This is a genomic window from Limosilactobacillus fermentum (assembly GCF_013394085.1).
In the GTDB taxonomy this organism is placed as follows: domain Bacteria; phylum Bacillota; class Bacilli; order Lactobacillales; family Lactobacillaceae; genus Limosilactobacillus; species Limosilactobacillus fermentum.
Map to the genome: position 1 here is coordinate 188884 of NZ_CP040910.1, position 12344 is coordinate 201227.

General features: G+C 56.1%; 12 protein-coding genes. 9 read left to right on the forward strand and 3 right to left on the reverse strand.

Features of this window, described 5'->3' with window-relative positions; translation table 11 throughout:
* Nucleotides 1-37 precede the first annotated feature (37 nt).
* Nucleotides 38-409 (forward strand): alpha/beta hydrolase, encoded by a 372-nt coding sequence (locus tag FG166_RS00875; protein WP_003682465.1) that lies wholly within the window; start codon nt 38-40, stop codon nt 407-409.
* A gap of 342 nt (nt 410-751) precedes the next feature.
* Here FG166_RS00875 and FG166_RS00880 read toward each other — a convergent pair whose 3' ends face one another.
* Complete coding sequence (locus FG166_RS00880; protein WP_003682466.1) at nt 752-1939, reverse strand: SAM-dependent methyltransferase; 1188 nt, start codon at nt 1937-1939, stop codon at nt 752-754.
* Nucleotides 1940-2073: 134 nt separating this feature from the next.
* Between FG166_RS00880 and FG166_RS00885 the strand changes: the two genes are divergently transcribed.
* The 8 genes from FG166_RS00885 to FG166_RS00920 all read left to right on the forward strand — a co-directional run bounded on the left by FG166_RS00885 (nt 2074) and on the right by FG166_RS00920 (nt 11222).
* Nucleotides 2074-2253: a hypothetical protein gene (locus FG166_RS00885; RefSeq protein WP_003682467.1), complete on the forward strand. Its 180-nt coding sequence runs from the start codon at nt 2074-2076 to the stop codon at nt 2251-2253.
* Between the two features lie 28 nt (nt 2254-2281).
* Nucleotides 2282-3322, forward strand: coding sequence for an AI-2E family transporter (locus FG166_RS00890; protein WP_003682468.1), 1041 nt, complete (start codon nt 2282-2284; stop codon nt 3320-3322).
* Nucleotides 3323-3409: 87 nt separating this feature from the next.
* The gene (locus tag FG166_RS00895) at nt 3410-5071 is read left to right on the forward strand and encodes a formate--tetrahydrofolate ligase (protein ID WP_003682469.1); all 1662 of its coding nucleotides are present in this window, start codon (nt 3410-3412) and stop codon (nt 5069-5071) included.
* Nucleotides 5072-5357: 286 nt separating this feature from the next.
* Nucleotides 5358-5843, forward strand: coding sequence for a 5-(carboxyamino)imidazole ribonucleotide mutase (purE, locus tag FG166_RS00900; protein ID WP_003682472.1), 486 nt, complete (start codon nt 5358-5360; stop codon nt 5841-5843).
* Nucleotides 5827-6966, forward strand: coding sequence for a 5-(carboxyamino)imidazole ribonucleotide synthase (gene purK, locus FG166_RS00905; RefSeq protein WP_035430881.1), 1140 nt, complete (start codon nt 5827-5829; stop codon nt 6964-6966). Before purE ends, purK begins: the two co-directional genes overlap by 17 nt.
* An 18-nt stretch (nt 6967-6984) precedes the next feature.
* Nucleotides 6985-8280 carry an adenylosuccinate lyase gene (purB, locus tag FG166_RS00910; protein ID WP_003682477.1) on the forward strand — a complete coding sequence of 432 codons (1296 nt, stop codon included), beginning with the start codon at nt 6985-6987 and terminating at the stop codon, nt 8278-8280.
* A gap of 363 nt (nt 8281-8643) precedes the next feature.
* Nucleotides 8644-9660, forward strand: coding sequence for a zinc ribbon domain-containing protein (locus tag FG166_RS00915; protein WP_225209333.1), 1017 nt, complete (start codon nt 8644-8646; stop codon nt 9658-9660).
* 11 nt (nt 9661-9671) lie between these two features.
* On the forward strand, nt 9672-11222 hold the full coding sequence (locus FG166_RS00920; RefSeq protein ID WP_003682481.1) for a zinc ribbon domain-containing protein: 1551 nt from the start codon (nt 9672-9674) through the stop codon (nt 11220-11222).
* A 300-nt stretch (nt 11223-11522) separates the two neighbouring features.
* Here FG166_RS00920 and FG166_RS00925 read toward each other — a convergent pair whose 3' ends face one another.
* Both FG166_RS00925 and FG166_RS00930 read right to left on the reverse strand, forming a co-directional pair.
* Nucleotides 11523-12002 carry a glycoside hydrolase family 3 N-terminal domain-containing protein gene (locus FG166_RS00925; protein WP_003682482.1) on the reverse strand — a complete coding sequence of 160 codons (480 nt, stop codon included), beginning with the start codon at nt 12000-12002 and terminating at the stop codon, nt 11523-11525.
* A gap of 6 nt (nt 12003-12008) precedes the next feature.
* Complete coding sequence (locus tag FG166_RS00930; RefSeq protein WP_003682485.1) at nt 12009-12233, reverse strand: SDR family NAD(P)-dependent oxidoreductase; 225 nt, start codon at nt 12231-12233, stop codon at nt 12009-12011.
* Nucleotides 12234-12344: the final 111 nt, after the last annotated feature.

Genomic DNA, 12344 nt, shown 5'->3' on the forward strand with positions numbered 1-12344 from the left:
TGTCAAGCCGTAGGCTTAGCTAAGTGGGAGTAGTTCAATGATGACCACTGCTTACTTAATTCACGGCACCTCAACGCGCGATGACGACTGGTTTCCCTGGCTAGAGGAGGCCCTGGCCCCGGCCGTTAAACTCGAGCGGCTTTGGCTTCCCAACCCGTTTGCGCCGATGCAGGCGGCCTGGGACAGCGCCCTGGAGGATCAAATCAAACCAGCAGACGGACTGACCCTAGTGGCCTACAGCCTCGGGTGCGTAACGGCGCTGCGCTATTTAGCCCGCCACCCGGAAATCAAGGGTGCCAACCTGGTCTTGGTGGGCGCCTTCGTTGACCCGCTGCCGACTTACCCGAGCCTCGATGCTTACATGGCCGGCGAACTGGATTTAAAAGAAGTGGGCCGGGTGATGGGCTAGGGGACAGGACAAATCTGCAAATTTGCGCAAATCTAGTGGCTAGATAGTTGGTCCGCGCTTCTGTTTTGCACAAATCTAAATATTTGTCCTGTGTTAAAAAGGAAAGTGTGACCCAACCTGTCAAGTAGACCGTTGGACTAAGCTAGACCCGTGGTTAGGAGCGCATTATCTGTGTAATAATCAAAAAAAGACCGAGAGAAATTTTTCTCCCGGTCGCACTTCCAAATAACGTGCTCCCCAACCGCAGGCCTAGTGGCTAAGTCTGGCCACAGAACACCGCTGGCGCGCTAACCTGTAGCCAAACCTTACCACGGCCTGCCAATGGTTGGGTCCGCACTTCTTTTATTTGATCATGTAATCCCGTGTCATCGGCAAGTTCTTACCCGACGCTCCCTTGGTGATCAGGTACTGGATGACGTCGATGTTGCCGGACTCAAAGGACGCCGCGCAGGCCTGCAGGTAAAGTTCCCACATCCGCACGAAGCGTTCGCCCATCATTTCGGTGACCTTAGCGGTTTGGGCCTGGAAGTTTTGGTTCCAAAGCTCCAGGGTTCGTTGGTAGTGGCGGCGCAGCATTTCCACGTCGTCGATTTGCAAGCCGGCGTCTTCGATGTGGCCGATGATTTCGGTCAAGCCCGGAATGTAGCCACCCGGGAAGATGTATTTGTTGACCCAGGCGTTAAAGGCGCCCCCTTGTTGGCGGGTAATCCCGTGAATCAGGGCGACTCCGTCGTCAACCAGGTAGTTGGCCACGTCCTTGAAGTAGAGACCGAGGTTTTCGGCGCCGACGTGTTCAAACATCCCCACCGAGGTGATGTAATCCCACTGGCGATCGCCTAATTCACGGTAGTCGGTCAAGTGGACTTCCGCCACGTCGCTTAAGCCCTCGTCATCGATCTTCTTTTGCACCAGCTTAAATTGCTCTTCGGACAGGGTGACCCCGGTGACCTTGAGACCGTACTCGCGGGCCGCCGTCAGCATCAAGGTCCCCCAGCCACAGCCAATGTCCAAGAGGGTCTTACCCGGTTGCGGGTGCAGTTTTTTCAAAATGTGGTGAACCTTGGCGATTTGAGCTTGTTCCAAGTCGTCTTGGTTGCCCTCTTCAAAGTAGGCACAGGAGTAAGTCATCGTCTTGTCTAGCCACAGGGCGTAGAAGTCGTTGCCGACGTCGTAGTGGCTTTGCACGTCGGACATGGAACTCTTCTTGCTGTGGTTTTGCTTAGGCATGAAGCGGCGCAGCTTGGAGTCACGCATGAAGCTTTCGGCGCTTTGGTAGGCCGCGTTGATCAGGATCTCGATCACGTTGGCCGGACCCGAGAGCTCGATCTTTTTATCCATAAAGGCTTCCCCCAGGGCTAGTGAGGCGTTGCGCGTTACGTCAGCGACCGGGATCTTCTCGTTAAAGGTAATTGTAATTTCCGGATCCCCATCCCCGTAGGTTGCCGTGGAGTGATCCCAAAAAACCACTTTCACCGGGACGTTCTTAAAAGAGCGGCTCAGTAACGTTTTATAGAACGTCTTTTCTAACATCTGTCCATCATCCTTCTTTCACAATTATATTTGTTAATTATACACCCCGGGTGTCAAATTTTTATTAAAAGTGCTCACCCTTGCATGAATCGTTTCAGTCGGGGTGCATACCGTCAATCAAACGGAGGTCGACAATGAACTCAAACGGAACCGAGGACCTGCGGGTCCAAAAAACGATCACCGCGATTGATCAGGCCTTTGAGGAGCTGATTTTGACCACCGATTACGAAAAGATTACGGTGGCCGAACTGGCCCGCCGCGCCCGAATCAATAAAAAGACCTTTCACGTTATGGCGGGTTCTTTGCTAAGATAGGGTTATCAACTGGGAAGGGATCTTTGCCATGACAGACTTTTGGAACAAATTTACTAAAAAACAGGAGCTCCGCCGCTTGGTGGTCCTCTTGGTGATCGTGTTGGTCTTATACGAGGCTCGCTCGCTGATGAACACGATTTTGTTGACCTTTATTTTCACCTACTTAATCGTCCACTGGGTCCGCTTGGTCCAACGTTGGATCCCCCGGGTGCCAGTCACCCTGGTGGTCTTGTTGAGCTACTTGCTTTTGATCCTAGGCCTCTTTTACGTGGTCACCGATTACGTGCCGATGTTGGTCAACCAGCTGGTTAAGATGACCAATTCGCTGATTACCTTCTACCAAAGTGCCGACATGCACTGGCTGATTAAGTACCTAAACCAGTTTGTGTCGAGCTCGACGTTGGCCACCCAAGCCCGCCACGGGGTTACCCTAGCCGTGACCACCTTGACCAACTTTGGGACCTTACTGGTAGCGGTGGCGATGTCGGTAATTTTGAGCTTCTTTTACACGATTGAGCTTCGCCAGATGAACGAGTTTTCTAAGACCTTCTTGTCCAGCCAACACCTGAGCTGGTTTTTCAAGGACCTCGATTTCTTCGGTAAGAAGTTCGTCAACACCTTTGGGGTCGTTTTAGAGGCCCAGTTCTTTATCGCCTTAACCAACACCGCTTTGACCATGATCGCCCTGTTCTTCATGAAGATGCCCCAAATCTTTGCCCTCGGCCTCATGGTCTTCATCTTTTCCCTGGTGCCGGTGGCCGGGGTCATCATTTCCTTGGTGCCGCTCTCGATGGTCGGGTATTCGGTCGGCGGGATCCGTTACATCGTTTACTTAATCATCGTAATCTTGGTCATCCACATGATTGAATCCTACGTTTTAAACCCCAAGTTCATGTCCAGCCGGACCGAGCTGCCGATCTTTTACACCTTCGTGGTCCTCTTGGTGTCCGAACACCTCTTTGGCGTCTGGGGGTTGATTGTCGGGGTGCCGATCTTCACCTTCCTTTTGGACATCGTGGGGGTTAAGCAGATTCGGGTCCATAAGTTACCGACGACCCGGGATAAATAAGACTTGCAACCGGGAGTTAGTTCGATTATTGTTAATCTTGTAAATTAGATTGTTATATAATGTTCGGATTTAACGGGAGGACCCACCGTGTTAACTGATATTGAAATTGCTGATCAAGCCCAACTCACCCCGATTAATGAAATTGCCGCCCAGCTGGGGCTCGATGAAGATGCCATCGAGCAATACGGCAAGTACAAGGCCAAGATTAACTTACCGGTGCAAGCGACGCCGGAAAAGAAGCACAAGCTGGTCTTGGTGACGTCAATTAACCCGACCCCGGCTGGGGAAGGGAAGTCGACCGTCCTGGTGGGCTTGGGGGACGCCCTGTCCTTATTGCACCATCAAACCGTCATCGCCATGCGCGAACCTTCGATGGGGCCAGTCTTTGGCATGAAGGGGGGCGCCACCGGGGGCGGTTACTCCCAAGTCGTGCCGATGGAAGACATTAACCTCCACTTTACCGGGGACTTCCACGCCCTAACCAGCGCCAACAACACCCTGGCCGCTTTGATCGACAACTACCTGATGCGGGGCAACGAACTCGGTTTGGACCCGCGGCGGGTGATCTGGAAGCGGGTCGAAGACGTTAACGACCGCGCCCTGCGTGACGTGGTGACCGGCTTGGGCGGGATCATGCAGGGGGTGCCGCGCCAAACCGGCTTTGACATCACTCCGGCCTCCGAATTGATGGCGATTTTGTGCCTGGCCACCGACCTGAGCGACTTAAAGGCCCGGGTTAGCCGGATCGTGGTCGGCTACACCTACGATAAGGAACCGGTCACGGTGGGCCAACTCGGCTTTGAAGAGGCGGTGACGATCCTCTTAAAGGACGCCATCAAGCCCAACCTGGTCCAAACCCTGGGCCACACCCCGGCGATCGTTCACGGGGGGCCGTTTGCTAACATCGCCCACGGTTGTAACTCGGTCTTGGCCACCAAAACGGCGCTGCAATTAGCCGACTACACGGTCACCGAAGCCGGCTTCGGTGCCGACCTGGGGGCCGAAAAGTTCTTGGACATCAAGCGGCCGGTCCTGGGCAAGACCCCGGACGCCGTGGTCATCGTAGCGACCGTCCGCGCCCTCGAATACAATGGGGGCGCCAGCCTTCAAGCATTAAAGGACGAGAACCTGACCGAATTAGAAAACGGCCTGCAAAACCTCAACCGCCACATCGCCAACATGCAACGCTACGGCCTGCCGTTGGTCGTGGCCATCAACCACTTTGCCACCGATACGCCGGCCGAGATCAAACTGATCGAAGACAACTGCAAGGCCCGCGGGGTCAACGTGGTGGTCGCCGACGCCTGGGCCAAGGGTGGCGCGGGGACGCTCGACTTAGCCAAGGAAGTGGTGGCCCTGGCCGAGCAAGAAGCCAGCTTCACCCCGCTGTACGACTACCAAGCCACGCCAAAGGAAAAGGTTGAAACGATCGCCACCAAGGTCTACGGCGCCGGACGGGTTGCCTTTTCCAAGAAGGCCTTAAACCAGCTCAAGCAGTTTGAAAAGCTGGGCTGGAACGACCTACCGATTTGCATCGCCAAGACCCAGTACTCCTTTACCGACGACCAAACCCAACTGGGGGCACCGGAGGACTTTACCTTCCACATCCGCGAGTTCGTACCGAAGTTGGGGGCCGGCTTTATCGTCGCTTTAGCTGGTAACATGCTGACGATGCCGGGGCTGCCAAAGGTGCCGGCCGCCGTTAAGATGACGATTGATGCCGAGGGGAAGATAACGGGGTTATTTTAGTAAACAATGGGGTTGGGGGAATGGTTCCCCCAGCCTTTTTTGGTTTCCGGTTACACAGATAACGTGCTCCCCAACCACAGGCCTAGTGGCTAAGTACGGGCGAAGAACGATGCGTGCCGCATCAACCTTCCCCCTAGCTTAGCCCACGGCCTGTCGAGGAGGTTGGTCCGCACTTCTCTAAAATCCGAACAATTATAAAAAGTTAATCTAATCTGGTTCGTGAATTTGCTTGTTTTCGCCCGGGCGGTTTGGTATTCTAAAGACAGTTTGAGAAGGGGGAACAAGCATGAGTAAGATTTCCGTTGTAATGGGGAGCACCTCCGATTGGCCAACCGTCAAGGAAGGGTGTGCCATCCTCGATCAGTTCGGGGTGGTCTACGACAAGCAGGTCATTTCCGCCCACCGGATGCCCCAAGAAATGTTCGACTTTGCCAAGCAAGCCGCCGGCAAGGGGACCAAGGTAATCATCGCCTGCGCCGGGGGAGCCGCCCACCTGCCGGGGATGGTGGCCGCCAACACCCCGCTACCCGTGATCGGGGTGCCGGGGCAGACCAAGGCCCTGGGCGGGATGGACTCCCTGCTTTCGATCGTGCAGATGCCGGCCGGAATTCCGGTGGCCACGACGGCGATCGGGGTGGCCGGGGCTAAGAATGCCGCCCTGCTCGCCCTTGAGATCCTGGGGACGACCGACCCGGCGATCCAAGCACAGATCGTCGCTTACCGTCAGCAAATGCACGACCAGTCCGTGGAAAGCAGTGCCAACCTTGACTAGGGCGGGCTACATTCCCCAGGGGGGGACGATCGGCATCATCGGCGGGGGCCAACTGGGCCAGATGATGGCATTGGACGCTAAGTACGCCGGCATGAAGGTGATTATCCTGGACCCGACGCCCAACTGCCCGGCCGGCCAGTGCGCCGACGACCAGATTGTGGCGCCCTACGAGGACAAACAAGCGATTGAAGAGCTGGCTAAGCGCGCCGACGTGTTGACTTACGAGTTTGAAAACGTTGACTTGGTGGCCCTAGAAGCGGTCGCCGACCAAGTCGCCATCCCGCAGGGGACCGAACTCTTGCGGATCACCAAGGACCGGATTCGGGAAAAGACCTTCTTACAAGAAGCGGGCCTCTCAACGGCGCCCTTTGCGGCAGTCACTAACCAGGCCGAATTAGAGGCGGCCGTCACCAAGATCGGCTACCCGAGCGTCTTGAAGACCTGCGAAGGGGGCTACGATGGCCACGGTCAAGTCGTCCTGAAAAGCGCCGCGGACCTGGCGAAGTGCACGGATGTCTTGGCGACTGGTAACTGCATCTTAGAGGGCTGGGTTAAATTTGACCTCGAGTGTTCGGTGATGGTGGCCAGAAACGCCAACCAAGAGATCGTTACCTTCCCGGTCAGCGAAAACATCCACCAAAACGAGATCCTGCACCTGTCGATCGTGCCGGCCCGGATCAGCACCGCCCTGCAGGAACGGGCCCAGGAGATGGCTAAGCAAATCGCCGAACAACTGGACCTCAAGGGGATCCTAGGGGTGGAGATGTTTGTCGCCCACGACGGCCACATTTACATTAACGAACTGGCCCCGCGCCCGCACAATTCGGGTCACTTTTCGCTTGAGGCCTGCGACTTCTCCCAGTTCGCCATCCACAACCGGGCGATCTGCAACTGGCCGCTACCACAGCCAACGTTATTAAAGCCCGCCGTCATGGTGAACGTCTTGGGCCAACACCAGAAGGGCGTTGCCGCTTTAATCAGCCACAAGCCCACCTGGCACTTCCACGATTACGGCAAGGCCGACAGCCGGGTTAACCGTAAGATGGGCCACGTGACCATCCTAACCAACGACTTAGACGCCACCCTAGAAGAAATTGCTGCCACCCACGTTTGGGACGCTTAAAAAGAGAGGAACTAACTGATGATTGATCGTTACACCCGCCCGGAAATGAAGGAAATCTGGAGCGACAAGGCTCGCTACCAATGCTGGTTAGACGTTGAAATTGCCGCCGACGAAGCCTGGAGCAAGCTGGGCTACATTCCGGCCGAAGACGTCGAAAAGATTCGCCAAAACGCCACCTTCACCGTTGAAGGGATCAACGAAATTGAAGCCGTCACCCACCACGATGTGATTGCCTTTACCCGCGATGTTTCCAAGTCCTTGGGGCCGGAACGCAAGTGGGTCCACTACGGGCTGACCTCCACGGACGTCGTCGACACCGCCCAGGGCCTGCAGTTAAAGAAGGTTAACGACATCCTGCGCCAAGACATCCAGGACTTCATGGACATCCTGGCCGACCGGGCCCGCGAATTTAAGTACACCGTCTGCATGGGCCGCACCCACGGGATCCACGCCGAACCAACCACCTTTGGTTTGAAGCTGGCCCGCTGGTACTCGGAAATGAAACGGAACCAGGAACGCTTCGAGCACGCCGCTAAGGGTGTCGAAGCCGGTAAGATCTCCGGGGCGGTTGGGACCTTTGCCGAAGTCGACCCGCAAGTGGAAGCCTACGTTTGCCAAAAGCTCGGCCTGCGTCCCCAAGAAATCTCCACCCAGGTCCTGCCCCGCGACCTGCACGCCGAATACGTAGCGGCGATCGCCTTAGTCGGTACAGCCCTGGAAAACATGGCCACCGAAGTTCGTTCCCTGCAACGGACCGAAATCCACGAAGTCGAAGAACACTTTGCTAAGGGCCAAAAGGGCTCGTCAGCCATGCCGCACAAGCGGAACCCAATTGGCTCCGAAAACATCTGCGGCTGTGCCCGGGTCCTGCGGGGCAACGTGGTGACCGCCTACGAAGACGTGACCCTCTGGCACGAACGCGACATCTCCCACTCCAGTGCCGAACGGATGATTCTGCCGGACTCCACGGCGCTGTTGGACTACATGCTCCACCGCTTCGGCAAGATCATCAAGAACCTGGACGTCTTCCCGGACCGGATGAAGCACAACATGGACGAAACCCTGGGCCTGATTTACTCCGGACGGGTACTGCTCAAGCTGGTTAACTCCGGGATGACCCGTGAGGACGCCTACGACCTGATCCAAAAGTACACCGCCAAGTGCTGGGCCGACCACGTTCCGTACCGCCCGCTCTTGGAAGCCGACCCAATCGTGGCTAAGCAACTGACCAAAGAAGACCTCGATGACGCCTTCGACTACCATTGGCACCTGCGCCACGTCGATGACATCTTCCACCGGGTAGGGTTGGACTAATTAGTGGGTGCGACCAACCCATTGAGCCCCCGTTGTCTACGTTAGGCGGCGGGGGCTTTTTGATTGCCGTACCTACCCGCTCCCTAGCTTAGCCCACGGCCTGCCAAATGGCTGGGTCGCAACGGCAGCACTGATAACGTGCTCCTAGCCACGAGCCTAGTGCCTAAGTACGGGCAAAGAACGGTGCTGGCGCACCAACCATTTGCCCTAGCTTAGTTATACGGCTCGTCGAGAAGGCTAGTCGCACTCCTTTTAAAAAAATAAATTTTTCTTAAGCGAAATGATTGTTCCACCCCGCGGCTGATCGTATAATAAATGTAACGTTTAAAGTTACATTGAATGATTAATCAAGGGGTAGAGATCATGCAAACATGTCCAAACTGCGGGGCCCAAATGCCTGCCGACACTAAGTCCTGTACCAACTGCGGCGCTCAGCTAGCGGTGGCCGAAGCCAAACCGGCAGCGGCGCCGCAATCAACCGCCCCAACGACGAAAGAAGAGGCGCCACAAGCGACGCCGAACGTCTGCCCAATCTGTGGCGAGCCCTACGAGGAGGGGACCAAGTTCTGTACTAACTGTGGTCAACCGCTGACCGCGGAGAAAAAGGAACCGGGGGTGGCGGCGAGCGCGATGAACGCCGCTAGTACCGCCGTTAAAAATGTCGATACCGACCGGCTCAAGGCCGGGGCGGTGGGCTACTGGAGCTGGCTGTGGGGGTCGGTGAAGGCGCCAACCAAGGTGGTGCAACCGAAGTTTAAGTACACCGGGGTCTTAACGATTGTCGGCGAAACGTTGTTGGCAATGTTAGCGATCCTCGCCGTTCTAACGCGGGCACTTCACGCGGCCACCTCGGCGTTTGGGGGTTCCTGGTTTGACACCCTTGCCATAATCAACGGGCACACGGGCACTGGAGCAGCCTCGACCACGCCGTCCGCAACTGGCCTTTTGTTCCGGGGCTGGCTGTTTGCGATCGTCGCCGCACTGTTGATGATCGCCTGCGCCTACCTCTTGCAACGGGTCAGCCAACGGGAGCCGGAAAACGATTTTTGGGTCTTTACCAACCAGGTGGTGCACGAAACAAACCTGATCGCCTTCTTTAACCTGGCCCTGTTAGTGATCGCGCTCCTGTTTGCCTACACCACGGTGGTTATCTTCATGGTGATCTTGTTCAGCTTGGACCTGAGTTTGCTGACGGTCTCGCTGTACCGGGCGGTCTTGCGTAGCGATCACGGGGCCGGCAGCCTCGATCCGGTGTACGCCGGTCTAATTTTAGCGGTGGCAATTGGCCTGATTTACATGCTGTTCTCCTTCTTGGTGGGGCAAGAACTGGTGGCCTCCGCTTTGAAATCGTTCGGCGACTTTATGGATAGTCTATTTTAGGAGGTTGGATCATGGCATCAAATTTTTGCCCCAATTGTGGGCACGAATTAAAGCCCGGCGCCCGTTTTTGTCCGAACTGTGGCTACCGGCTGCGGACGGCCACGGAACCGGCACCGGGCTCAGCTAGTCAAGCACCGGAGTCTAAGGTCCCTGAGCAGCGCCCAACTGAAGTTGCTTCGGCCAACCCCGTAGCTTCCACGCGGTCCAGCCAACCAAGTGCGGCGCCGCAATCAACCGCCCCGGCGGCTAAGCAAGCAGCGGATGAGGCACCAACGCCAGCCCGGGCTCAGCGCCGGCAGCGCCCCCAGGGTAAGTCCCGCAAGCCGCTGTGGATCGGCGTTGGGGTGGCGGCGGTCGTCTTGATCGGGGGTTACGCCGTCGGGAGTAGCTACTACTCCCGGCAAAACCAGCTCAACCGGGCGATCAGCGCCCTTTCGTCAACCAAAGAGGACGCCTCACCCTACCTGGTCAGCGCCAACACCAGCCTGAAGGTCACCAAGGACAACGCAAAGCCGTTGCAACGCTACTTTACCGGTCACGCCAGCGAACTCAGCTCCCTGAAGCAGACCTTCTTGACTAGCGACACCTACGGCAATTACCGCTACGTGCGTTCGGGCAGTCACTGGCTGATCTTCCCGCGCTACCAAATTTCCTTTGAACCGGCCTACGCCGAGTTAATGACTAACCACGAGGGAGTCACGGTGAAGATGGGTGGTAAGCAGGTTGCCACGCTTAGCGCCAACGATCAGTCCAGCCGTTCTTATTACTCCAGCTTCAGCAACGACGCCCAGACCGCCTACACCCACAAGGTTGGGCCATACGTGCCGGGGGACTACTCCTTTACGGCCAGCGGGACGGTGAACGGTCGCAAGATCACGGCTAAGGCCAACGCCACCCTGACGCCGGGGAGCACGACCACCGTCGACGTCGGGCTGTCGACTTTGACCTTCACCGTGGTCGGACCGAGCGGGGCGACGGTTTACGTTGGCGGCGATAAGGCCGGCACGATTGGCGACAGTGGTAGCCTGGAACTCAAAGACTACCCAGTGAGCGGCAACACCAGCGTTTACTTGACCGTCAACGCCAGTGGCAAGACCTACGAATCCAAGCACGCCACGATTGGCAAGGACCTCGATTACGACAACCAGATCGCCCCGACCTTCACCGGGATGATTTCTAAGGATGACGCCGACACCCTGATGAAGGACGTCTACTCAGAGGCCCTGACCGTCCGTGACAGCACCGATGATAGTACCCTGGCCGATTACTTCAAGGACGGTGCCAGCAACGAGTACTACCAGCAGTTAATCAAGATGGCCAATGGTCACAGCGGCAACGATTCGATTGATAGCTACGATTACGAGGCCCGGGTTAACTCGGTCGCCCCGGCCGGCGATAACCAAACCACCGTTAACTACGACGTCACTTACACCTTCGACTTTGAAGACGGCAGCACCAAGACCCAGGTCTTCCGCTACAACGGGACCATCGTCAAGGACGGCAGCGACTACAAGGTCGTTTCACTGGGGGACGCCAAGAAGGTGAGTGAGAAGACGGAATAAGGAAGTGCGGACCAACCATAAAGCAGGCCGTGGGGTAAGGATAGGGTACAGGTTAGCGCGTCAGCGGTGTTCTGTGGCCAGACTTAGCCACTAGACCTGCGGTTGAGGAGCACGTTATCTTTGGAAGTGCGGACCAACCTCCTCGACGGGCCGTATGACTAAGCTAGGATGAGTGGTTGATGCGACATGCATCGTTCTTCATCCGTACTTAGGCACTAGACCTGTGGTTGGGGCTAACCGTTGTAAATACCAAAAAGGGGTTACGGGAAAACGAAGACGTTTTCCCGTAACCCCTTTTATCTATTTAATTAACCCTAATTTCGCCTTCAACCTTAAGATCCGGGTGACAGATTGATTGAGTTGGTGGACCGAAATCGTGCCGTTAGCCACCACCTGCTTAATGGCGGGGATGTCGGTACGGTAGTCATTGGTCAAGAGCATGTCGTTGCCCGCTTCGACGGCTAAGACAGCAACGTTTTGGTTAGTCTGCTTAGCGTATTCTTTGATGGCGTCCATCGCCAGGTCGTCGGTGATGATAACCCCCTTGAAGTGGAGGTCGCGCCGCAGTAGCTGGTGTACCGGCTTGGACAGTGAGGCCGGCGCATTCGGGTCGACGGCCGTCATTGTGATGTGAGAAACCAAGATGCTATCGGCGCCGGCCTTTTGATCAACGATGATCGTCCCCATCAAGTTGACGTCTAAGGCCTTGTGGATGTTATCAAGGTCGGCTTCGACAAAGGGGGTGTGGTTACCCAAGATCCCGGCCACGTTGGCCACCACGTCTAGCTAGCCGTATTGGTCCACCAGTTGGGCGATGATTTCTTCCACCCGCTTGGCGTCGGTGACGTCGCCTTCCTTAAAGGTGTAATCACCGAGCGCCTGCAGTTCCGCGGTGTGGCCACCATCCTTAAAATTAAGGGCGGTCACGGCAAAGCCTTCGTTCAAAAACTTCTTGACGGTGGCCAAGCCGATCCCGCTGGTCCCACCGGTGACGAGTGCAGTTTTAGTCATGATGATTCCTCCAATCAAATTCAATCATTCACAATAGTTTATAGGTATGATGTTAATTGAGAACGCTTAAGTTGGTAAGTAGGCACTTTGAATTGCGCAAGGTACCTATAA